The following is a 21395-nucleotide window of genomic DNA, read 5'->3' as shown; positions in this document are numbered from 1 at the left end:
GAAAAAAGGAGGAAAGTTCAATGACAAATTTTGACGTTCTTGACAATCAATTTTTATCCTTATCTGAAAATGAATTATCAGATATTGATGGCGGTCTCGCTCCCTTGGTTATCTTTGGAGTAGCAGTATCTTGGAAAGCTATTGCAGGTGGAACAGCACTTATAGGTTCTGGTTTGGCAGCTGGTTATTTTTTAGGAGGAGATTAATATGATGAAAGATTTGAACAACTATTGTGAAATTTCTAATAAGGAATTGCAAGAAATAAAGGGTGGTTTTGGTGTAGGTGTTGGTATCGCTTTATTTATGGCAGGTTATACCATTGGAAAAGACCTTCGTAAAAAGTTTGGTAAGTCATGCTAGATAAAAAACACATTTTTAGAAGGATAAATTTTATTATCTTTATCTCTTATAGTTTGCTCAGCATTCTCAATGATTTAAACATTACTACTATCCCTTTACCAATCGATTTATCTGTTTGTATTGTTTTGTTTTTAGTCTTCAACTCTATTTTTGAGCAGAAGAATCATTAATATAAAGCTAATAAGCTCTGAAAATTCCATTGTCATGTCATTTTAGAAAAATGCAAAGACCACCTCATCTTGATAGATGGGGTGGAATTTTCTTTACCCCAAACAAAAATGCCCCAACATAGGCAGGGCATCTAAGCATTTAATCCAAAGTAAAATACAAACCAAACGACATAGGTTACAAGGAGGAGAAAAAGCGAGTAGAGAGTCACAAAGGTAATTTTCCACAAGAACTTGGTTTGTCGTTGTTCCAGTTTGGCAAATAGAAGATTCCCCGCATAAACGCAAGCAACAAAAACAATAAAAGCCACCAAGCGAGCTCCGATAGCAAAAGCAAATAAGTTATACATAGGGCAACCTCCTTGACTTAAAATCTATAGTGAATTAAGACAAACGATAAATTCCACTTCCATTATCAAGATAACATATTTTCTTTATTTTTGCAAACGCTTACCTTTGAGTGCTTATATGACTTTCTCGTTTCCGTCTTTTACTAATTTTTCATTTTGTGGTATAATTGAAATAATTGTAACGAATCAAGGTCAATCTAGACACAAAATGGAATGAAATCAAGCAAATCTCTGCTAAAAGTTTGGAATAAGCTGACCTGTAAATAGAAAGGAACTATATGATTTACAAAGTTTTTTATCAAGAAACAAAAGAACGTAGCCCACGCCGTGAAACTACACGTGCACTTTACCTAGACATCGATGCCAGCTCAGAACTTGAGGGACGCATCGCTGCTCGCCAACTTGTCGAAGAAAATCGCCCAGAGTACAATATCGAGTATATCGAACTCTTGTCTGACAAATTGCTAGATTACGAAAAAGAAACTGGCGCCTTCGAAATCACGGAGTTCTAATATGGCCTATACTCTTAAACCTGAAGAAGTCGGCGTTTTTGCCATCGGTGGTCTGGGAGAAATCGGGAAAAATACATACGGGATTGAATACCAAGATGAGATTATCATCGTCGATGCTGGGATTAAATTCCCAGAAGATGACTTGCTGGGTATCGACTACGTCATTCCTGATTACTCTTATATCGTAGACAATATCGACCGCGTCAAGGCTGTTTTGATTACACACGGACACGAGGACCACATCGGTGGGATTCCATTCCTGCTCAAGCAAGCAAATGTCCCTATCTATGCTGGACCGCTTGCCTTGGCTTTGATCCGTGGAAAACTCGAAGAACACGGCCTCCTGCGCAACGCCAAACTTTACGAAATCAACCACAACACTGAGTTGACCTTTAAAAATCTCAAGGCAACTTTCTTTAGAACTACTCACTCTATTCCAGAGCCTTTGGGGATTGTCATTCATACTCCTCAAGGGAAAATTGTCTGTACGGGTGACTTCAAGTTTGACTTAACACCAGTTGGTGAACCAGCAGATTTGCACCGTATGGCTGCGCTTGGTGAAGAAGGTGTACTCTGTCTCCTATCTGACTCAACAAATGCGGAAGTACCAACCTTTACCAACTCTGAAAAAGTTGTTGGTCAGTCCATCATGAAGATTATACAAGGCATCGAAGGACGTATCATCTTTGCATCCTTTGCCTCAAATATCTTCCGTCTCCAACAAGCAACAGAAGCTGCTGTTAAGACAGGACGTAAGATTGCGGTCTTTGGCCGTTCTATGGAAAAGGCTATTATCAACGGAATTGAGCTTGGTTACATAAAAGCTCCAAAAGGAACCTTTATCGAGCCAAATGAAATCAAAGACTACCCTGCAGGCGAGATTCTTATCCTCTGTACAGGTAGTCAAGGTGAGCCGATGGCAGCCCTCTCTCGTATCGCCAACGGAACCCACCGTCAGGTACAACTCCAACCAGGTGATACCGTTATCTTCTCTTCAAGTCCAATCCCTGGAAATACTACTAGCGTCAACAAGCTGATTAACATCATTTCAGAAGCTGGTGTCGAAGTTATCCACGGTAAGGTTAACAATATCCATACATCTGGACACGGTGGCCAGCAAGAGCAAAAACTTATGCTCCGCTTGATTAAGCCAAAATACTTCATGCCTGTTCACGGTGAATACCGCATGCAAAAAGTCCACGCTGGACTAGCAGTGGATACTGGTGTTGAGAAGGACAATATCTTTATCATGAGCAATGGTGATGTGCTTGCCCTTACTGCTGACTCTGCTCGTATCGCAGGTCATTTCAACGCCCAAGATATCTATGTCGATGGAAATCGTATCGGTGAAATCGGTGCGGCTGTCCTTAAAGATCGTCGTGATCTATCTGAAGACGGTGTCGTTCTGGCAGTCGCAACTGTTGACTTCAAATCGCAGATGATTCTGTCTGGTCCAGACATCCTCAGTCGAGGCTTTGTCTACATGAGAGAGTCTGGTGACTTGATTCGCCAAAGCCAGCGTATCCTCTTCAATGCAATTCGTATCGCACTGAAAAACAAGGATGCTAGCGTGCAATCTGTCAATGGTGCCATTGTCAACGCCATTCGCCCCTTCCTTTATGAAAATACAGAACGTGAACCGATCATCATCCCGATGATCCTCACACCAGACGAAGAATAAAGCAAGAAAACAGCCCCGATTTTTCGGAGCTGTTTTTCTCTATGCTTTCTTTTGAGATTAAAACTCAATAAAAATCGAAATCAGACTAGAAGGCTAGGCGAAAGCATAACTTGAGTTAGGTGAGCCGAAGCCGACGACGTATCATTTTGATTTTTGAAGAGTTTTAGAAATACTACGATTTTTACCTTCCAAATACACCATCAAAATAGAAATATCTGCTGGGTTTACTCCCGAAATACGGCTGGCTTGGCCGATGGTTTCTGGATTGATAAGTTTGAACTTCTGACGAGCTTCTGTCGCAATCGAGTCAATATCATCCCAGTCGATATTGGCTGGAATGCGTTTTTCTTCCATGCGTTTCATCTTGGCAACCTGATCCATGGCTTTGGAAATATAGCCTTCGTACTTGATTTCTGTTTCAATCAATTCGATAATCTTGTCATCCAAGTCCTCAGCAGCTGGGCCGATAAAAGCCACCACATCTTGATAAGAAACTTCTGGACGACGAAGGAATTCCTTGGCTGTCACTGCATCGGTCAACGGCTTGAAGCCCATCTCCTCAACCTTGGCATTGGTTTCCTTTACTGGCTTGAGTTTGATGCTGTCTAGGCGTTTCATCTCATTGTCAAATTGATTTTTCTTGATTTCAAATCGAGCCCAGCGTTCATCGTCCACAAGTCCAATCTCGCGTCCCATCTCTGTCAAACGCATATCAGCATTGTCATGACGGAGGATGAGACGGTACTCAGCACGACTGGTCAATAGACGATAAGGCTCGATTGTTCCCTTGGTCACCAAGTCATCAATCATGACCCCAATGTAACCGTCACTACGCTTCAAAATCAACTCAGGCTTATCTTGGATTTTCAGAGCCGCATTGATACCCGCGATAATCCCTTGGCCAGCAGCTTCTTCATAACCTGACGTTCCATTTGTCTGACCAGCAGTAAAAAGTCCTGAGATTTTCTTGGTTTCCAAAGTCGCACGCAACTGGTGAGGCAAGACCATGTCGTACTCGATAGCATAACCTGTTCGCATCATCTCTGCATTTTCCAAACCTTTGATAGAATGAACCAACTCACGCTGTACATCCTCTGGCAGACTGGTTGATAGGCCTTGAACATAGACTTCCTCTGTATTGCGACCTTCTGGCTCAAGGAAGAGTTGGTGGCGTTCCTTGTCCGCAAAGCGCACAATCTTGTCCTCAATTGACGGACAGTAACGAGGCCCTACTCCCTTGACCACACCTGTAAACATAGGCGCACGGTGGAGGTTATTTTGGATAATCTCATGACTGGTACCATTGGTGTAGGTCAACCAGCATGGCACTTGGTCCTTGACATAATCCTCATCTCGTGAAGTGTATGAGAAATGATTAGGCGCTTCGTCTCCTGGCTGAATTTCGGTCACATCATAATTGATAGAAGAAGCCTTGACACGTGGAGGTGTCCCTGTCTTGAAACGACCGATTTCAAGGCCCAATTCCTTGAGATTGTCAGCAAGGTTAATAGAAGCTAGGCTGTGGTTAGGACCTGACGAATACTTGAGATCTCCGATGATAATTTCCCCACGGAGGGCTGTTCCTGTCGTCACGATAACGGCCTTTGCGGCATACTCTTGATGGGTCGCTGTACGAACACCAACAACCTTGCCATCTTCCACCAAAATCTCATCAATCATGGTCTGACGAAGTGTCAGATTGTCTTGATTTTCAACCGTCTTACGCATCTCCTTAGAGTAAAGCTCCTTGTCAGCCTGCGCACGAAGGGCACGAACCGCTGGACCCTTCCCTGTGTTGAGCATCTTCATCTGGATGTAAGTCTTGTCAATGGTTTTGGCCATCTCGCCACCGAGGGCATCGACTTCACGCACAACAATCCCCTTGGCAGAACCACCGATAGAAGGATTACATGGCATGAAAGCCAGCATTTCAATGTTGATGGTCGCAAGTAAGACCTTACAGCCCATACGACTAGCAGCCAAGGAAGCCTCAACCCCAGCGTGTCCCGCACCAATTACAATAATATCGTATTCTTCTGTAAAATTATATGTCATTTCTTAACCTTTCAAAAATTTCTCGTAAATAAGGAACTAACTTCTCCTCCTCTAGAGCTTGAGCCATAGTAACCCATTTAAAGTGCGTATGCTCTTCAGGATCTAATCTGATAATTGGCTTCTCCCCAACCCACTCTGCTTTATAAACTAAGCGAGTAAAGACAGTATCCTTAGAGGTATCCAGTTGACTATCTTCGTGAAGAAGTTTGAGCGAACTGCTATCTAGCCTAATTCCCGCTTCTTCAATACATTCTCTAAGAGCTCCATCTCGCGGAAGTTCACCCTTTTCAACCCCGCCACCAGGAATATCCCAGTAAGTTGGATAAACGTTGGGTTGTCCTCTTTTAATTTCCGAACGCTGAATGAGCAAATAATCATCACCACTATGAACAAGTACATGGGCAATAAGCTTAACCATACTTTTCTCTCCTATTCCTCAAGATGGATGTGTCTTAGTTGGCCGTCCCAATCTGGCAGGGCTGTTTTTAAAAAGGCTGGAACTAGATTGATACCCTCAAGCTTGTCTATGTCAATCCATTCACAGGGCTGCCTTTTCTCATCTTCCTGCATGGTCAATGGGGCATCCTCAAGCAAATCCACCAGATAATGAAACTCGATGTTGTGCCAATAGACACCATCTTCTTCAAAACGATTTTCAACCACGAAAGCTAGCTGCCCAACTTGAGATTTGACACCCAGTTCTTCCTTCACCTCACGGACTACTGCGTCTTCCGTTCTCTCGTTCACTTGAATCGCACCGCCGATAGTGTAATACTTGCCCTTGTCTTTGGTAACTAGAAGCTTGTGATTTTGGACAATCAAGGCTGTCGCCCGAACTCCAAAAACCGTATTTTCTACTTTTGTCCGAAAGTCTTGTTGAATCATCTTTTTTCCTTTCCTTAAAACGACACAAAAACAGTCAAAACTCGTAAGAAGTGCAGGACAAAAAAGCCTGCAACATCCATGAGCTTTGACCATCATTTCTATTGCTTTTATTATTGTAGCAAATTGAGAAAATTTGTCAATCTAAATGTACTGACAAACTTGTCCATCGCGGTAAGCATTGTCAATCAAACCACCACCTAGACACTCTTCGCCATCGTAAAAGACAACTGCCTGTCCTGGCGTAATCGCGCGTTGCGGTTCTGCAAAGATAACCTCTGCCTTATCTCCTTTGACATGTACTGTCACCTTAGAATCAGGCTGACGGTAGCGGAATTTTGCTGTGCATTCTAGCGTAAATTCCTCTGGCATCTCACGAGTAAAGTGAACCTGACTGGCTTCTAGACTGGTTGACATGAGCGAATCATGGTAGAAACCTTGGCCGACATAGAGGATATTCTTGCTCAGGTCTTTTCCGACAACGAACCAAGGTGCATTGTCACCGCCGTTTTGCCCACCGATACCGAGACCGCCACGCTGACCAATCGTATAGTACATAAGTCCTGCATGCTCACCCATATCGCGACCATCCACAGTCATCATGCGACCAGGCTGAGCTGGCAGGTAGTTGCTGAGGAAATTTTTAAAGTTCTTTTCTCCGATAAAGCAAATCCCTGTCGAGTCTTTCTTCTTAGCAGTCGCAAGGCCTGCTTCTTCTGCTAGTTTTCGAACTTCAGGCTTTTCCAAATGTCCCAATGGGAACATGGTTTTTTGAAGTTGTTCTTGCGAAAGTTGACTGAGGAAATAGGTCTGATCCTTGCCATTGTCCACACCACGAAGCATGTGAACTGTCCCATCCTCATCACGCGCCACTCGGGCATAATGCCCAGTCGCTACATAGTCTGCCCCTAAGGTCATGGCATAGTCCAAAAAGGCCTTGAACTTGATTTCCTTGTTACACATAACATCTGGATTTGGCGTGCGTCCCGCACGGTATTCTGCTAGGAAATACTCGAAAACGCGGTCCCAGTACTCTTTTTCAAAATTGACAGAGTAGTAGGGAATGCCAATCTGGTCTGCTACCGCAGCCACATCCTTGTAATCTTCGGTCGCCGTACAGACGCCGTTTTCATCTGTGTCGTCCCAGTTCTTCATGAAGATGCCAATCACATCGTAACCCTGCTCCTTGAGAAGAAGAGCCGTCACCGACGAATCAACACCACCACTCATCCCCACAACAACACGTGTTTTAGAGTTATCACTCATGGTAAGTCTCCCATCTATTCGTTTATTTATACCCCTCAAAATTCTATTTACTATGACTTTCAATAGAATTTCTTCGAGTATAGTCTTTTCGTTTGCTTTTAGGACTAGGCAACGAGTCGCAGGCATAACTTGAGTTAGGCAAGACGAGTTAACGACGTAATAAAAGATAAACGAAATGACTAGTTCACGATTGAAGGTCGTGTGTGCTTAACGATTGAAGGTCGCTTGAGCAGTATTCATTATAACATGCTTGATTGGAGAAGACAAGAAAGAGGCTGATAATCTACCAACCTCTTTCATAAAATAATCAATCCTTCAACAAAATCCATTGTTGAAATGCTGTTCTAAACCATTGATCGCTCAGATTTCCCAGAATAGAGCTGTCCTAACTATCGAATAGATTAAATCCATACATATCCACGCAATTCTACGTTTAGAGTTGCCACAAAATAAATGTTTTAGGGATATTCTAAATCTTTGACTGCTTAAAATTTTACGTTCTGAAGGATTCTAAAGCTAGAATAGCATAAAAATCATGAAAACTGAACTATTCGAAGCTTCAGAGTCATACGATTTCCATAGGAAGTATCTTTTTAGTACGTGTGGTTAGGAGGTAATTTTAGGGAATCTCCCAAAAACAACCGATTTCCTATTTTTATCAATCAAAAATGTTGATAAATGAGTGTTTTAAAATTAAATTTTAAAGGTATCCTTAAATTTAAAGATTTTTGATAAGATTTCTGTATTTTTTACAATTCAATGATACGATGACATTGTTGGGCTACATAAGCATCGTGGGTCACAATAATGACTGTTTTCCCCTCGCGATTCATCTCTAAGAGAAACTTCAAGACCAAATCTCTATTTTCAGGGTCCAGAGAACCTGTTGGTTCATCGGCTAAAATCAGCTGGCTGGGTTTTAAGATGGCTCTAGCAACTGCAATTCGTTGTTGTTCGCCACCAGACAACTCGGAGACCTTTTGATGCAACGTAGCTGACAAACCTACTCTCTCTAAAATCTCTTCCACCTTTTTGAGCTTGTCTTTCTTGGACAATTTCACATATTTCAGCGCCAGCATGAGATTGTACTCGACCGTTTCATCATCAATCAGGGCAAAATTTTGAAACAGATAAGAGATATGTTCACGGATTATTGTTTGCGACTTGGCAGAATTGACCGCTAGATTTGTCTGGCCAAAAATCTCATACCGTCCGCTATAATCACCATCTATCAAACCTAATAAATTTAACAAGGTCGACTTGCCACTACCACTTTTTCCAACGATGGCAACCAAATCTCCCTGATCAATCCTGAGAGATAAGTGATCCAAAATCACTTTTCCTCCAATGGTTTTGGTAATATTTTCTAACTCAATCATAAGATGCCCCCTTTCAATAATTCTACTAGACTTCTTTTCTCCATCCTAGAAGCCAAGACTAGCACAAATAGTATATCCAGACATGTAAAGCCTGCAAACAGCAGGAGTGGCAAGAGCGCATGGGCAAAGAAAATCAATACTAGAAGAGGGAAACTATAGCCCAGCAAGAGCAGAACGAGGAGAGGGCGGTAGCGATCGACCAGTTTCCACCCCATAAATTTCTTGGTAATGATGTCCCTGCGCTTCAATAAGAAAGTTGTTACTAGTAAGAAGTAGGAAATCATCATGCTAAGGAGACCAAACAAAGCAAAGAGTATATTAAGATTTCGAACTGCATCTCGATAAGAATCTACTTTCTCTTGTTGAATGGCTTGAAGCGATGAAAATTTTAAATAATTCCCATCTGATAATTTCTCAACTAACTCCGTAATCACTTTTTGATTTTGTTCTGTATTTTCAACTTTCATAGGATTGTTTAAACCTGTCGTTGACAAGCGAGTCTTTTCTTCCCACATCATGTCTTGATCATTTACCAGACTAATGATTGGATTGTGGAGGTTTTCCTTTCGCTCATTATTATAAGGGAAGAATGACCAATCTCCTTCATAGTAGGCAATTTCTACATCCATATCTTCTATTGTTTGCTTTTGCTGATCTTCATACCTCAGAGAAAGATAGGCTATGGATTTTCCCAAGAACTGATTCTTACCTTCTTGTCCTTTATCACTGGCTGGCATCAAAATAACTTTTTTAGTGCTGGTATCTGGTAACTTGAATCCCTTGCTCTTTAGAAAATTGCTATTAGCATAGTAAACATCTACCTTATCAGGCAGTTGGTACTGCTGTACTTGTTCAGCTTTGATGACTGGTTTGATAGGAAGACTCGCACTTCGCACATAATTTACTTGTATTTTTGCTAGCAAATCTTGATAAAATTGGTAGAAATAATCTGTAGATTTCCCTGACCCTGCTAGCTCTTCTTGCCACAGGTTATCATTGAGTTGGAAGGTTTCTAAGGTCAAGTAATTCCCTTGGCTTACCCACTGTTGCTGATAAGCAAGTTCTTTGTTTTCTTGTTCTAGACTTCTGCCCACCCCAATCAGTAAGACCGTCAGTAAAATAGTTGTCCCTATTTTCATCACATAATTGAAGATGAGACCAAGTTTGACAGATGAAAAACCTTTCAACATGGAACTAACTGTCATTTTCTGAATCATCAGGTAAGTCAACCAACTGATAAACAAATACAACTGTAAAAGCAGAAATTGGGATAAGAGTAAACTTGGGAACAGAAGTTTTGGCCTGTAGTCCAGCACTAAAAATAGTCCCAAGTCAATGATAAGACTTCCACCCAAGAGAAGATAAAAATTAGTTTTTACAAAACCAGCTAAAATCGCCCCGCTTTGAAAACCAAGTAACTTTTGAACCCCCACTCGTTTCATCTCCATCATCGGCTGATAAACTGTTACTAACACAAGAAGTAAAATAGCCAAGACAAAAACAATGGCAGATAAAAGCAAATCTCGATTTATGACTTCCACTGCACTTTTATAGGTAGGCTCTAGCAAGGTAGCCTGGTCTATCTTGAAAAAATCGCTCCATTTCTGTACAATCCTATCCTTATCCATCTCTTGTGTAGAAGTTATCGTATAGCGACCATTTAAACTACGAGATGTATCCTTGATATAGGTTTGAAAAGTTATAAGCTGAATAGGCTTGGCTTTTAGAAAGGTCGGTATCGTACCAAGTTTATTAGAAATTTCTTTATTACTGTAGACTCCTTCACCATCTGTGGTAAAATCAAGAGAAGAAATCCCAAACTCTTGGTAGGGGAAGGTATCTTTATCAAAAACACCAGACTTGATTACCTCATCACCACTGTCTGTTTTGATGATGGAGACTTTGTACTCCTTTGATACATCCTCAAAAAATCGAAGAACAGACGCTGCAGGTTCGTTAATATCTTTCAAATACAAATCCAAAGAATCTACAGTCTTTCCCATTTCCCGAATCCGAACCGCTTCACGTGTGTAGTTTACATTAAAAACAAAAAAAGTGGTACACAGCAACAGCAGAAACATACAAAGATGACTGATTTTTTTCATAAAAGTACCTCCACTAAAGTTTTCCCTCTCCTAATAGGAGAGGGAAAATTTCACTTAAAATCCATAGAAATATTCTAATCCTGTTGGCGGAATTTTATTAAGGGAAGCTTGAGCCCAAACCTCGGGATCTTCACGATCCTTAGAGATTCTACCTCCATGCTTGACAGTTGCTGTATGAGATCGAGTAGAATGTAAATAATCAGAATATCCAAAAGTTCCTGTCCAACCTACTCCATAGTTCCATTGACCACCATCAACCCATACTGCTAAAGCATTTGTAGTAGCAAGTATACCACATACCATTAAAGATGCAACACCAATTCTAACTAATTTTCTCATGATTTATTTCTCCTATTATCGAGAGCTGTTCCGTAAAAACAGCTATAGTAATTTATCAACAAGTATCGTAGTCCATTGGACTCACCTTCATTTCATTTTTACAACTAGCGCATTATATCGGCCAGTTCCATGGGAAAACCGTAGCAATGCTGAATAAGAAAGCAAGAATAACTAAAAAACGAAAAACTTTTTTATTCATACTCTTTCCCTCCTATCTGTATTTCGTATCTATAGTATACCTCTTCTTTACTCTATTTTAAAATTAGTTAACTTTTTTCACACACTATTTTAGTTTTCTTTTTTACTATTTCTGTTACTATGATACAATATTTTTAACTAGATTTTATTATTTGTTAACTTTTTTCACTAAAAGGAGAAAATCATGCGTTATGATTTTGGAAAGGTCTATAAAGAAATACGTGAGTCAAAAGGATTAACCCAAGAAGAGGTCTGTGGAAATGTCATCTCAAGAACCAGCCTATCAAAGATTGAAAGCGGCAAGGCAACTCCCAAATATGAAAATATGGAATTTCTTCTCCGTCAAATCAATATGAGTTTTGAAGAGTTTGACTACATCTGCCATCTCTATCAACCGAGCCAACGAACAGAAATCATACAAACTTATCTTAATATGAGTTCTATCATTGGCAACAGTAGTCTAGTTGATTTTTTTGAAACATGCCAAAACTATCTCAAGACCCATCATGACCTCCCTATAGAAGAAATCAGGGATATGCTGGAAGTTGTCATTCATATCCGTCAACATGGTACAGAGCAACTATCAGACCAAGTGAAACAGACTATCAAAAAACTTTGGGAAAAAATTGAAAAACAAGATACATGGTATGAAAGTGACCTAAAAATCCTCAATACCATCCTTTTCAGCTTTCCCATTGATCACCTCCATCTCATTACTGGAAAAATCCTGCAACGCTTAGAAGTCTATAAAAACTACCAACATTTATATGACTTACGAATGGCAATCCTACTCAATCTGTCCACCATTTACTTATATCATCAAGACAAAAACATGTGTCAACAAATCTGCTACACTTTACTGGAGGATGCCAAGAACAAGAAAAGCTACGATAGGCTTGCTATCTGCTATGTCCGTATTGGGATTTGTACAGACGATTCTAAACTTATCCAAAAAGGGTTCTCCCTTCTGGAGCTAACCGAAGAAACTTCTATGCTGTCTCATCTCAAAAAAGAAGTAGAGACCCATTATCAACCGAAGGAAAGAGAAAAAAGCTTAGCTTCTAAATAAAACCACACTGTCATTCCAATCTTGAATACAATCAAGTTGAAAGAAACACTGTGTGGTTTTTGAATGTTTGAACGTTCGGAGATTTGTTTTTTAGGCAATTGTCTATCAGAATGTTCGATTATCTGTCAATAATCCTAGAAAATCTTGTCGTTTCAAGTCGGAGAAATGTTTGGTAGAAAGACTTCCTTTTTGAAGTCCATCATCTCTAACCTGTAAATAATAGCTATGTTGGCTTGTTTTAATTGTCAAAAAATCGCCAAATACAAAAGCTCTTTTCCAGTTGCGAATCTCAAATTCTTTCATCTCTGATTTTGGAATGCGGATAAGTCCTTGCCGCAAATCGCGATGATGCTCATTTGTGAAAGTCATCCCATTTCCAAGATTTCTTATTAGCAATTCATCTGATGTTACCATCACTAGTGCTATTTTAGTTAAGAGAATTTCAACTGTTGGTGGTAAAATCGCTAGATTAAACCAAGGGTGTAAGTAGCGATAAGCTAAGAAATAGTTAGGTTCCTCACCCAATCCTAGTTGTTTATATAAGGTCTTGACTTCACTATCTAACCTCGCTTCAAAAGACACATCTGAATGCTCCTCTTCCTTCTTCTGATTAAAATAACGCATCCAGACTAGGAAAGCTATAAAGACTAGGACAAATATTCCTGATAAGATATATTTTAAATTGTAGTTCATCGCTTAACCTCCTGATTCACTACTCCACCTAAAGCAGAAGAGTCATATTTATTTTTAAAATAGTGCCATCACAACTTTAAATAAGACTGGTAAGATTGTCAAACTAGAATTCTTTCTTTTCTAGCTACATCATAATTCTCGACTAAATACAAAGTTAAGGTCACTGAATTTGTCAACGCTTGCACACCTCCCGTTTCACCTATATTATAAATCAACATATATAACCTGTCAAGCAATTAAAGCAAATATTAAATGTTTTCAAAAAGAAGAATTATAGTTATATTTTACACATAAAAAAGATAGCTTTTGCTATCCTTATACATTATCTGACTGCTTATCCATTAGATATTGTTCCACCTTGAGCGCCTTGACTTCATTATTTTCAATTAGATAAAGCACCTTAGCTTTCATATAATAGTCCTTAGCAACAGAGATATCAAGATCTTCTGTTACATTTCCCAATAAACAATATAAATCTGCTAACCTAAAGCTACTATGATATTTGTTACAAAATTCAATTATCTCCAATAATAGCGCTCTGGACTTATCCATCTCCTCCTGTTTCCAAAGGTGGTAACAATAATTGTATTTTATTTTGATATACAACTCAATTTGTTCACGCACACTAGTATCGATTTTTGAAAGGGCTACGGAAACCTGATCATATAGTTGCTCAAATTTCTCCTTATCCTCATCATAGCCTAAGAAAATCAGCAGGGTATTCAAAATATATAAGTAATCCACTTTATCAATACTAATCCTACTAAGGATGTCCTCTATTTTTGAAATAGCTAGTTTTAATTGATGTTCACATTGATAAGTTAGAATGGCATCTATCCAGTCCAGATAAATCTTTTCATCAAAAGATAAAGAAGTCTGTTGCTTTCTCTCTCCCTCAAAAGCATATTTCAAAGAGGCATAATCTTGATTTTCCAATAATGTTTCAGACAATCTCTTGAAAGCAGACAAGCCTAGAAACTCTTTCGAAATTTCTCCTGAAAAGAAATAGTCCATATTTAAGCCCATTTTTTCAGATAATTTATATAACAAATCTGCTCCTGGCATATATTTGCCTTGTTCCATGCGACTTATCTGAGTTTGTTGGCAAATTCCTTCTGCCAATTCTTTTTGCGACCAACCCAGCTCTTTTCGCTTATTTTTTAATCTTGTTGCTAATAATGCATGCATGCTATCCACCACTATTTATATTCTATAAAAACATTATACTACTTTTTTGATAAGATTATATCAAATTGGCTACAAAGAGTGAACAGATTTCCCTACATGTAAGCAAAAAGAGGCTAGGAAAAACTAGCTTCCAAATAAAATCACATAGTGATTTCAGTCTTGAGTACAATCAAGCTGAAAGAAATACTGTGTGGTTTTTGAATTGTTGAACGTCCTAAGATTCGTTTTTTGGTTAATTGTCTATCAGAATGTCCTTTTATCTGTCAATAACCCGAGAAAATCTTGTCGTTTCAAGTCGGAGAAGTGTTTGGTAGAAAGACTTCCTTTTTGAAGTCCATCATCTCTAACCTGCAAATAATAGCTATGTTGGCTTGTTTTAATTGTCAAAAAATCGCCAAATATAAAAACTCTTTTCCAGTTGCGAATCTCAAATTCTTTCATCTCTGATTTTGGAATGCGGATAAGTCCTTGTCGCAAATCACGATGGTGCTCACTTGTGAAAGTCATCCCATTCCCAAGATTTCTTATCAGTAGTTCATCTGGAGTCACCATCACCAGCGCTATTTTAGTTAAGAAAATTTCAACTGTTGGTGGTAAAATCGCCAAATTAAACCAGGGATGTAGGTAGCGATAGGCTAAGAAATAATGAGGCTCCTCACCCGAGCCTAGTTGTTTATATAATGTCTTAACCTCACTGTCTAATCTCGCTTCAAAAGACACATCCGAATGCTCTTCTTCCTTCTTCTGATTAAAATAACGCATCCAGACTAGAAAACCTATAAAGACTATAATAAATATTCCTGATAAGAGATATTTTACATTGTAGTTCATCACTTAACCTCCTGATTCACGCCTCTGCCTAAAACAGAGGCCTATCTATTTTGAAAATAGTTCCATAACAACTTTAAATAAGACTGGTGTCATTAAAATGAGGATAGTTCCTATCACAAATATCATGACTACTCGAAAAAGCTCCTTATTTTTAAACATTTTTCCACCCCTTTTCTAGCTACATCATAGTACTATTAAGCCCATTTTAAAATTACACCAAGCTTTTCCACAAACTTATTTTAGTTTTATTTTCTACTTTTTATATTACTATGATACAATATTTTTAATAGGATTTTATTATTTGTTAACTTTTTTCACGAAAAGGAGTCAATCATGCGTTATGATTTCGGAAAGGTCTATAAAGAAATACGTGAGTCAAAAGGCTTAACCCAAGAAGAGGTCTGCGGAGATGTCCTTTCAAGAACTAGTCTATCAAAGATTGAAAGTGGCAAGGTAACTCCCAAATATGAAAACATGGAATTTCTTCTCCGACAGATTAATATGAGTTTTGAAGAGTTTGACTACATCTGCCATATCTATCAGCCGAGCCAACGGACAGAAATCATGCAAACTTATCTCAATATGAATTCCATCATTGGTGGCAGTGGTCTAGTTCATTTTTTTGAAACATGCCAAAACTATCTCAAGACCCATCACGACCTGCCTATAGAAGAAATCAGGGATATGCTTGAAGTTGTCATTCATATCCGTCAACATGGTACAGAGCAACTGTCAGACCAAGTGAAACAAACTGTCAAAAAACTTTGGGAAAAAATTGAAAAACAAGATACATGGTATGAAAGCGACCTAAAAATCCTCAATACCATCCTTTTCAGCTTTCCTATTGAACACCTCCATCTCATCACTGGAAAAATCTTGCAACGCTTAGAAGTCTATAAAAACTATCAACATTTACATGACTTGCGAATGGCAATCCTACTCAACCTTTCCACCATTTACTTATACCATCAAGACAAAAACATGTGTCAACAAATCTGCTATACTTTACTAGAGGATGCCAAGAACAAGAAAAGCTGCGATATGCTTGCTATCTGCTATGTCCGTATTGGGATTTGTAGGGATGATGCTAAACTTATCCAAAAAGGGTTCTCCCTTCTGGAGCTGACCGATGAAACGTCCATTCTAGCCTTTCTCAAAAAAGAAGTGGAGACCTATTATCAACCGAAAGAAATATAAAAAAGTCGAGGGATTTCCTCGACCTTTTCATATTATTCTGTTCGTTATTTCTTAATACCAGCCATTGTTAAGCCAGAAGTTTTTAGCGGCTGACCATGAACCGTAACGTCCTGCAACGTAGGCATCCGCTACACGTTCTTGGTTAGCAGCTGAGTAGTCACCGTTCAAGTATGAATCTGTCAATTGGTAACGTCCAATGTATTGGCCGTTTGTAGCTGTATAGCTACCACCTGATTCTTTTTGTGCAATCCATTCTTTAGCTTCTGCTTCAGATCCGCTTACAGTTGCAGCTGGTGCTGAAGCTTCTGTTGTAGCAACCGTTTCTTCTGCTGCAGGTGCGCTTGCCACTGGAGCTTCTTCTGCTACTTCTGTAGTTTCTGCTACTGGAGCTGAAACAGTTTCATCTTGAGCAGCTGGTGCTGCATAAGTAGTTGGCGCTGGTGTTGCAGCAGGCGCTACAGGGCCATCAATAACCAACTCTTGACCAACATAAATCAAATGAACGTTGTCGATGTGGTTGTTTTCTGCCAATTTCTCAACAGTTGTGTTGTGAGTTTCAGCGATTTCTGAAAGTGTATCACCTTCTTTAACAGTGTAAGTTGATGATTCTTGAGCAGATACAAATGATGGAGCAAATACTGCAAACAAGGCAGCTACTCCTGCAAGAGTTGTTTTAATCTTTTTAGTTGTTGATTTCATATTTGAAAATTCTCCTTCTTTCTATAGTTCTATCATACCCTTTAAATATTACCGTTTCTTGACACTTTTATGTAGAAATATTACAAAATTATTTTTTATTTCCCTAAATAAGCTATTTTTTGTTACAAAAGATGCTTTTTTATGCTATTTGTAGTGTAAAAAGGTTTTCATCCACAATTAAAGCCAAGACCTTCATTCTTTGATATAATAGAGATAAGAATTTTTATAAGGGGAAACTGATGAAATCACTTCGTTTTCAATCTGTCTTTGATATCATCGGACCAGTTATGATTGGCCCATCTAGTAGCCATACAGCTGGTGCTGTTCGTATTGGGAAGATTGTCTCTTCCATTTTTGATGATACTCCGACAGAAGTCGAATTCCAACTATTTAACTCATTTGCCAAGACCTATCGTGGTCACGGAACAGACCTAGCCCTTGTTGCAGGTATTTTGGGCATGGATACAGATGATCCTGAAATCCCAAACAGCCTGGAAATTGCCCACAAGCGTGGCATCAAGATTGTCTGGACCATTCAGAAAGACAGCAATGCCCCTCACCCAAACACCACTAAAATTACCGTTAAAAATGCTCATAAGACCATTAGCGTGACTGGTATTTCTATCGGGGGAGGAAATATTCAGGTAACCGAACTCAATGGCTTTGCCGTCTCTCTCAATATGAATACACCGACTATCATCATTGTTCATCAAGATATTCCAGGTATGATTGCCCTCGTAACAGAGGCCCTTTCCCGCTATGATATCAATATCGCCCAGATGAATGTTACTCGTGAAAAAGCTGGTGAAAAAGCTATTATGATTATCGAAGTTGACAGTCGCAACTGTGATGAGGCTATCGAAGAAATTCGAAAAATCCCTCATCTCCACAATGTCAATTTCTTTAAATAGGAGGAAGCATGTTTTATTCTATCAAAGAATTGGTCGAGCAGGCAGAACTGGACTTTCAAGGAAATGTCGCAGAACTCATGATTACAACAGAGTTTGAATTGACTGGTCGCGAACGTGAAGAAGTCTTCCTTCTCATGGAACGCAATCTAGAAGTCATGAAAGCCTCTGTCCAACTTGGCCTCAATGAAAATAAATCTCGTAGTGGCCTGACAGGTGGAGATGCTGCCAAATTGGATCACTACATCAAAAACGGAAAAACTCTGTCAGATTACACGATTCTCTCTGCTGCCCGAAATGCCATTGCAGTCAATGAACACAATGCCAAAATGGGCTTGGTTTGTGCCACTCCGACCGCAGGAAGTGCTGGCTGTCTGCCTTCCGTTCTAACAGCTGCTATTGAAAAATTAGACCTCAGCCACGAGCAACAGCTGGATTTCCTCTTTGCTGCCGGTGCCTTTGGACTAGTCATCGCAAACAATGCCTCTATCTCAGGTGCTGAAGGTGGCTGTCAGGCCGAGGTTGGTTCGGCCTCTGCTATGAGTGCTGCAGCCTTGACTCTAGCTGCCGGTGGAACACCTTATCAGGCCAGTCAAGCCATTGCCTTTGTCATTAAAAATATGCTAGGCCTCATCTGTGACCCTGTTGCCGGCTTGGTCGAAGTTCCCTGTGTCAAACGCAATGCCATGGGAGCTAGCTTTGCCTTCATCGCAGCAGACATGGCCCTGGCAGGTATCGAATCTAAAATCCCTGTGGATGAAGTTATCGATGCCATGTACCAAGTAGGAGCAAGCATGCCAACTGCCTTTCGTGAAACAGCTGAAGGTGGACTCGCTGCCACCCCTACTGGTCGTCGCCTCCAAAAAGAAATTTTCGGAGAATAAGCTTATCAAATAGGAGAAACCATGACCTCTATCTCAGCTATCTTTTTCGATCTGGACGGAACCCTCGTTGATAGTTCTATCGGGATTCACAATGCCTTTACCCATACCTTTAAGGAGCTGGGGGTACCTAGCCCTGATGCCAAAACTATTCGTGGTTTTATGGGGCCGCCTCTCGAAAGTAGTTTTGCGACCTGCCTTCCCAAAGACCAAATTTCTGAGGCTGTGCAGATATACCGTTCTTACTATAAGGCAAAAGGCATCCATGAAGCTCAACTCTTTCCTCAGGTCGTAGACTTGCTTGAGAAGTTATCGAGCAATTACCCTCTTTATATCACCACTACAAAGAATACTCCAACCGCTCAAGACATGACTAAAAACTTGGGAGTCTATCATTTCTTTGATGGCATTTATGGTTCCAGCCCTGAAGCACCCCATAAGGCAGATGTCATTCGCCAAACCTTGCAGACACATCAACTAGCACCGGAACAAGCCATCATCATTGGAGATACCAAGTTTGATATGCTGGGAGCTCAAGAAACAGGCATTCAGAAATTGGCCGTCACTTGGGGATTTGGAGAGCAAGCAGACTTGCTTAACTATCATCCTGATTATATCGCCCATAGCCCCTTAGAGGTTTTAGAGTATTTTCAATAACATAGACTGGACAACAACTCTATTTCAGAAGAAAATGAAGTAAATCTCTACATAACAAAACGCATAATACCAAGGTTCTCAGACCTGATAATATGCGTTTTTCTTTTTTATTCAACGTGGGTTGTTTGATTAGCAAAGGCGATAATGGCTTGCTTCAACTCATCTCCACTGAGAGTTTGGAACTCTTCAATTTTTTGATCGATGGCTTCTAGAGGCATGACATTAACCTTACCAACGAAAATCTTATCCATAACCTGATTGTCAACGAGTTCGGTTGATACCAAGAGTTCTTCGTAGAGTTTTTCACCTGGGCGGATTCCAACTTCAACGATTGGAATTTCACTTTCGGTGTGGCCACTTAGAAGGACCATTTTCTTGGCCAAGTCATAAATTTTGACTGGTTTGCCCATATCAAGGATAAAAACTTCTCCGTCCTTGGCATAGGCACCAGCATGTATAACCAAACGGCTAGCTTCTGGAATAGTCATAAAGTAACGGGTCATGCGGAAATCTGTCACCGTTACAGGACCACCTTCAGCAATCTGACGTTCAAAGACTGGAATAACACTACCACGGCTACCAAGAACATTCCCAAAACGAACTGCACAGTAGGTTGATTGGCTACGTTGGTTAAAGCCAGTGACAATCAACTCAGCCACGCGCTTGGTTGCTCCCATAACATTTGGTGGATTAACCGCCTTATCTGTCGAAATCATAACCATCTTAGGTACTTTGGCTTCATCAACAGCCTTAGCAACATTGTAAGTTCCACGAATATTATTTTTGAAGGCTTCTTTTGGATTGCGCTCCATCATAGGAACGTGTTTGTGGGCTGCCGCATGATAAACAATAGCTGGCTTGTACTGTTCAAAGACTTGCAACAAACGGTCATAGTCTTGAATATCGGCAATAACCGGTACATAATCAATCCCTTGGAACTTGCGAATCAATTCATGATAAACAAGGTAGATTGAGTTTTCCCCATGACCGAGCAAGACGATGCGTTCAGGATTGAAGCGACTAACTTGGCGACAGATTTCAGAACCGATTGAGCCACCAGCACCTGTGACTAAGATTGTCTTACCTGTCAGTTCTGCGCCCAGACGCGATTCATCAAGACGAATTTCCTGACGGCCCAAAAGGTCTGTGATATCAATTTTTTGGAAGCCGGTAGCTGCTTGGTGAAGTCCCTGAACAACTGTTTCAACCTTAGGCATCTTGTAACATTTGACACCCAGCTTATTACACATCTGCAAGATACGCTCATATTCTGACGGGTCAAGCGACGGAATCGCAACGATAACACGCTCGATTTGATGACGTTTGGCTAATTCAGGCAATTCATCATATGAACCCAAAACAGGAATCCCACCAAGTTTTTGTCCCTTTTTCTTCGCATCCTTATCCAAAATACCGACCAGTTCCAAATCACTGGTTGGATGTTGGTAACTATCCATAAAGAGGGCTCCGCCATCACCAGCACCAATCAAGAAAGTACGGCGGTGTTCTCCATCACCACTGCCTTTTTTGCGTCTAGAGTAGATTAACTGCCAAGTAATCCGTGGCAATAAAATCAAGAAGGTACTCAACAAGATAAAGAGAATGATGAAACGGATAGAGAAGAGAGGCAAGAAGGCATAGCAGATACTATATGACAAGATACTGCTAGCAGTCACACCAAAAAAGATTTTCATGAAATCCGTAATCTTGCTGTAACGACTAATACTAGCGTTTAATCCCCAAAATCCAATCATCAATTGATAGAACAGGAAGGCTAAACTCGTATAGATAATGTAGTCAACAGGTGCTGGATTAATCAGCCCATAAAATAAAATATAAGATACAATGATGGAAACCACCATACTCAAAATATCAAATATTCCCCAGAAAACCTGTTTTTGTTGTTTATTTAAAATTTCCACCAGATCAATCACATAATCTGTGAGTTTTTTATTCATAGAAATTTACTCCTCCTTAA

At 40.0% G+C, this 21395-nt stretch carries 22 protein-coding genes; 9 read left to right on the top strand and 13 right to left on the bottom strand.

Features of this window, described 5'->3' with window-relative positions:
- Positions 1-20: 20 nt before the first annotated feature.
- Together cibA and cibB are read left to right on the top strand one after the other, a co-directional pair.
- Positions 21-206 carry a fratricide two-peptide bacteriocin subunit CibA gene (gene cibA, locus B7692_RS10260; protein ID WP_000180841.1) on the top strand — a complete coding sequence of 62 codons (186 nt, stop codon included), beginning with the start codon at positions 21-23 and terminating at the stop codon, positions 204-206.
- Between the two features lies 1 nt (position 207).
- Positions 208-360, top strand: coding sequence for a fratricide two-peptide bacteriocin subunit CibB (cibB, locus tag B7692_RS10255; protein WP_000974044.1), 153 nt, complete (start codon positions 208-210; stop codon positions 358-360).
- A gap of 301 nt (positions 361-661) precedes the next feature.
- Here cibB and B7692_RS10245 read toward each other — a convergent pair whose 3' ends face one another.
- Complete coding sequence (locus B7692_RS10245; protein WP_000282475.1) at positions 662-877, bottom strand: hypothetical protein; 216 nt, start codon at positions 875-877, stop codon at positions 662-664.
- A gap of 278 nt (positions 878-1155) precedes the next feature.
- Here B7692_RS10245 and B7692_RS10240 point away from each other — a divergent pair, with 278 nt between their 5' ends.
- Positions 1156-1389: a DNA-dependent RNA polymerase subunit epsilon gene (locus tag B7692_RS10240; protein ID WP_000639572.1), complete on the top strand. Its 234-nt coding sequence runs from the start codon at positions 1156-1158 to the stop codon at positions 1387-1389.
- Between the two features lies 1 nt (position 1390).
- Complete coding sequence (gene rnjA, locus B7692_RS10235) at positions 1391-3070, top strand: ribonuclease J1 (protein ID WP_084887768.1); 1680 nt, start codon at positions 1391-1393, stop codon at positions 3068-3070.
- Between the two features lie 141 nt (positions 3071-3211).
- On the opposite strand, the gene mnmG is transcribed toward rnjA, so the two are convergent.
- From mnmG to B7692_RS10200, 7 genes are all read right to left on the bottom strand, one after another.
- Positions 3212-5125, bottom strand: coding sequence for a tRNA uridine-5-carboxymethylaminomethyl(34) synthesis enzyme MnmG (gene mnmG, locus B7692_RS10230; RefSeq protein ID WP_084930626.1), 1914 nt, complete (start codon positions 5123-5125; stop codon positions 3212-3214).
- Positions 5115-5543 carry an NUDIX hydrolase gene (locus B7692_RS10225; protein WP_084930625.1) on the bottom strand — a complete coding sequence of 143 codons (429 nt, stop codon included), beginning with the start codon at positions 5541-5543 and terminating at the stop codon, positions 5115-5117. The genes mnmG and B7692_RS10225 overlap by 11 nt, the downstream gene beginning before the upstream one ends.
- Before the next feature lie 11 nt (positions 5544-5554).
- Positions 5555-6010 (bottom strand): NUDIX hydrolase, encoded by a 456-nt coding sequence (locus tag B7692_RS10220; RefSeq protein WP_084930624.1) that lies wholly within the window; start codon positions 6008-6010, stop codon positions 5555-5557.
- A 141-nt stretch (positions 6011-6151) separates the two neighbouring features.
- Positions 6152-7273: a tRNA 2-thiouridine(34) synthase MnmA gene (gene mnmA, locus B7692_RS10215; protein ID WP_084930623.1), complete on the bottom strand. Its 1122-nt coding sequence runs from the start codon at positions 7271-7273 to the stop codon at positions 6152-6154.
- Between the two features lie 749 nt (positions 7274-8022).
- The gene (locus B7692_RS10210) at positions 8023-8652 is read right to left on the bottom strand and encodes an ABC transporter ATP-binding protein (RefSeq protein WP_049500733.1); all 630 of its coding nucleotides are present in this window, start codon (positions 8650-8652) and stop codon (positions 8023-8025) included.
- Positions 8649-10757 carry an amino acid ABC transporter permease gene (locus B7692_RS10205; RefSeq protein ID WP_084930622.1) on the bottom strand — a complete coding sequence of 703 codons (2109 nt, stop codon included), beginning with the start codon at positions 10755-10757 and terminating at the stop codon, positions 8649-8651. The genes B7692_RS10210 and B7692_RS10205 overlap by 4 nt, the downstream gene beginning before the upstream one ends.
- A gap of 54 nt (positions 10758-10811) precedes the next feature.
- Complete coding sequence (locus tag B7692_RS10200) at positions 10812-11096, bottom strand: lactococcin 972 family bacteriocin (protein WP_049500737.1); 285 nt, start codon at positions 11094-11096, stop codon at positions 10812-10814.
- 382 nt (positions 11097-11478) lie between these two features.
- Here B7692_RS10200 and B7692_RS10195 point away from each other — a divergent pair, with 382 nt between their 5' ends.
- A complete protein-coding gene (locus B7692_RS10195; RefSeq protein WP_084930621.1) occupies positions 11479-12363 on the top strand; it encodes a helix-turn-helix domain-containing protein in 885 nt (294 codons plus the stop codon).
- A 105-nt stretch (positions 12364-12468) separates the two neighbouring features.
- Here the strand turns inward: B7692_RS10195 and B7692_RS10190 are convergent, their stop codons facing one another.
- The 3 genes from B7692_RS10190 to B7692_RS10180 form a co-directional block, all read right to left on the bottom strand.
- Positions 12469-13056, bottom strand: coding sequence for a hypothetical protein (locus tag B7692_RS10190; protein ID WP_049500741.1), 588 nt, complete (start codon positions 13054-13056; stop codon positions 12469-12471).
- Between the two features lie 315 nt (positions 13057-13371).
- Positions 13372-14244, bottom strand: a complete 873-nt coding sequence (locus tag B7692_RS10185) for a helix-turn-helix domain-containing protein (RefSeq protein WP_049500743.1) — start codon at positions 14242-14244, stop codon at positions 13372-13374.
- Positions 14245-14487: 243 nt separating this feature from the next.
- Positions 14488-15075, bottom strand: a complete 588-nt coding sequence (locus tag B7692_RS10180) for a two-component system regulatory protein YycI (RefSeq protein ID WP_084930620.1) — start codon at positions 15073-15075, stop codon at positions 14488-14490.
- A 333-nt stretch (positions 15076-15408) separates the two neighbouring features.
- Here B7692_RS10180 and B7692_RS10175 point away from each other — a divergent pair, with 333 nt between their 5' ends.
- Positions 15409-16272, top strand: a complete 864-nt coding sequence (locus tag B7692_RS10175) for a helix-turn-helix domain-containing protein (RefSeq protein WP_084930619.1) — start codon at positions 15409-15411, stop codon at positions 16270-16272.
- A gap of 51 nt (positions 16273-16323) precedes the next feature.
- On the opposite strand, the gene apf is transcribed toward B7692_RS10175, so the two are convergent.
- Positions 16324-16971: an aggregation-promoting factor gene (apf, locus tag B7692_RS10170; protein WP_004254959.1), complete on the bottom strand. Its 648-nt coding sequence runs from the start codon at positions 16969-16971 to the stop codon at positions 16324-16326.
- 239 nt (positions 16972-17210) lie between these two features.
- On the opposite strand from apf, the gene sdaAB reads away from it, so the two are divergent.
- From sdaAB to B7692_RS10155, 3 genes are read left to right on the top strand one after another with little or no spacing between them, the layout of a single operon-like run.
- Positions 17211-17882 (top strand): L-serine ammonia-lyase, iron-sulfur-dependent subunit beta, encoded by a 672-nt coding sequence (gene sdaAB, locus B7692_RS10165; protein WP_000838909.1) that lies wholly within the window; start codon positions 17211-17213, stop codon positions 17880-17882.
- A gap of 8 nt (positions 17883-17890) precedes the next feature.
- Entirely contained in the window at positions 17891-18763 is an 873-nt protein-coding gene (gene sdaAA / locus B7692_RS10160; protein ID WP_000500050.1) for an L-serine ammonia-lyase, iron-sulfur-dependent, subunit alpha, read from the top strand.
- A 21-nt stretch (positions 18764-18784) separates the two neighbouring features.
- Positions 18785-19417: an HAD hydrolase-like protein gene (locus tag B7692_RS10155; RefSeq protein ID WP_084930618.1), complete on the top strand. Its 633-nt coding sequence runs from the start codon at positions 18785-18787 to the stop codon at positions 19415-19417.
- Positions 19418-19524: 107 nt separating this feature from the next.
- On the opposite strand, the gene B7692_RS10150 is transcribed toward B7692_RS10155, so the two are convergent.
- On the bottom strand, positions 19525-21375 hold the full coding sequence (locus B7692_RS10150; RefSeq protein WP_084930617.1) for a polysaccharide biosynthesis protein: 1851 nt from the start codon (positions 21373-21375) through the stop codon (positions 19525-19527).
- Positions 21376-21395: the final 20 nt, after the last annotated feature.

The sequence above is a fragment of the Streptococcus mitis genome (assembly GCF_002096925.1).
Taxonomy (GTDB): Bacteria; Bacillota; Bacilli; order Lactobacillales; family Streptococcaceae; genus Streptococcus; species Streptococcus mitis_AF.
The sequence above is the reverse complement of the archived record's forward strand: the minus strand, read 5'-3'. Positions and strand labels throughout refer to the sequence as shown.

What these genes read in the sequence shown, in the direction of transcription:
- cibA (WP_000180841.1), top strand. Translation starts at nt 21, where the DNA reads ATGACAAATTTTGACGTTCTTGACAATCAATTTTTATCCTTATCTGAA.
- cibB (WP_000974044.1), top strand. Translation starts at nt 208, where the DNA reads ATGATGAAAGATTTGAACAACTATTGTGAAATTTCTAATAAGGAATTG.
- B7692_RS10245 (WP_000282475.1), bottom strand. Translation starts at nt 877, where the DNA reads ATGTATAACTTATTTGCTTTTGCTATCGGAGCTCGCTTGGTGGCTTTT.
- B7692_RS10240 (WP_000639572.1), top strand. Translation starts at nt 1,156, where the DNA reads ATGATTTACAAAGTTTTTTATCAAGAAACAAAAGAACGTAGCCCACGC.
- rnjA (WP_084887768.1), top strand. Translation starts at nt 1,391, where the DNA reads ATGGCCTATACTCTTAAACCTGAAGAAGTCGGCGTTTTTGCCATCGGT.
- mnmG (WP_084930626.1), bottom strand. Translation starts at nt 5,125, where the DNA reads ATGACATATAATTTTACAGAAGAATACGATATTATTGTAATTGGTGCG.
- B7692_RS10225 (WP_084930625.1), bottom strand. Translation starts at nt 5,543, where the DNA reads ATGGTTAAGCTTATTGCCCATGTACTTGTTCATAGTGGTGATGATTAT.
- B7692_RS10220 (WP_084930624.1), bottom strand. Translation starts at nt 6,010, where the DNA reads ATGATTCAACAAGACTTTCGGACAAAAGTAGAAAATACGGTTTTTGGA.
- mnmA (WP_084930623.1), bottom strand. Translation starts at nt 7,273, where the DNA reads ATGAGTGATAACTCTAAAACACGTGTTGTTGTGGGGATGAGTGGTGGT.
- B7692_RS10210 (WP_049500733.1), bottom strand. Translation starts at nt 8,652, where the DNA reads ATGATTGAGTTAGAAAATATTACCAAAACCATTGGAGGAAAAGTGATT.
- B7692_RS10205 (WP_084930622.1), bottom strand. Translation starts at nt 10,757, where the DNA reads ATGAAAAAAATCAGTCATCTTTGTATGTTTCTGCTGTTGCTGTGTACC.
- B7692_RS10200 (WP_049500737.1), bottom strand. Translation starts at nt 11,096, where the DNA reads ATGAGAAAATTAGTTAGAATTGGTGTTGCATCTTTAATGGTATGTGGT.
- B7692_RS10195 (WP_084930621.1), top strand. Translation starts at nt 11,479, where the DNA reads ATGCGTTATGATTTTGGAAAGGTCTATAAAGAAATACGTGAGTCAAAA.
- B7692_RS10190 (WP_049500741.1), bottom strand. Translation starts at nt 13,056, where the DNA reads ATGAACTACAATTTAAAATATATCTTATCAGGAATATTTGTCCTAGTC.
- B7692_RS10185 (WP_049500743.1), bottom strand. Translation starts at nt 14,244, where the DNA reads ATGCATGCATTATTAGCAACAAGATTAAAAAATAAGCGAAAAGAGCTG.
- B7692_RS10180 (WP_084930620.1), bottom strand. Translation starts at nt 15,075, where the DNA reads ATGAACTACAATGTAAAATATCTCTTATCAGGAATATTTATTATAGTC.
- B7692_RS10175 (WP_084930619.1), top strand. Translation starts at nt 15,409, where the DNA reads ATGCGTTATGATTTCGGAAAGGTCTATAAAGAAATACGTGAGTCAAAA.
- apf (WP_004254959.1), bottom strand. Translation starts at nt 16,971, where the DNA reads ATGAAATCAACAACTAAAAAGATTAAAACAACTCTTGCAGGAGTAGCT.
- sdaAB (WP_000838909.1), top strand. Translation starts at nt 17,211, where the DNA reads ATGAAATCACTTCGTTTTCAATCTGTCTTTGATATCATCGGACCAGTT.
- sdaAA (WP_000500050.1), top strand. Translation starts at nt 17,891, where the DNA reads ATGTTTTATTCTATCAAAGAATTGGTCGAGCAGGCAGAACTGGACTTT.
- B7692_RS10155 (WP_084930618.1), top strand. Translation starts at nt 18,785, where the DNA reads ATGACCTCTATCTCAGCTATCTTTTTCGATCTGGACGGAACCCTCGTT.
- B7692_RS10150 (WP_084930617.1), bottom strand. Translation starts at nt 21,375, where the DNA reads ATGAATAAAAAACTCACAGATTATGTGATTGATCTGGTGGAAATTTTA.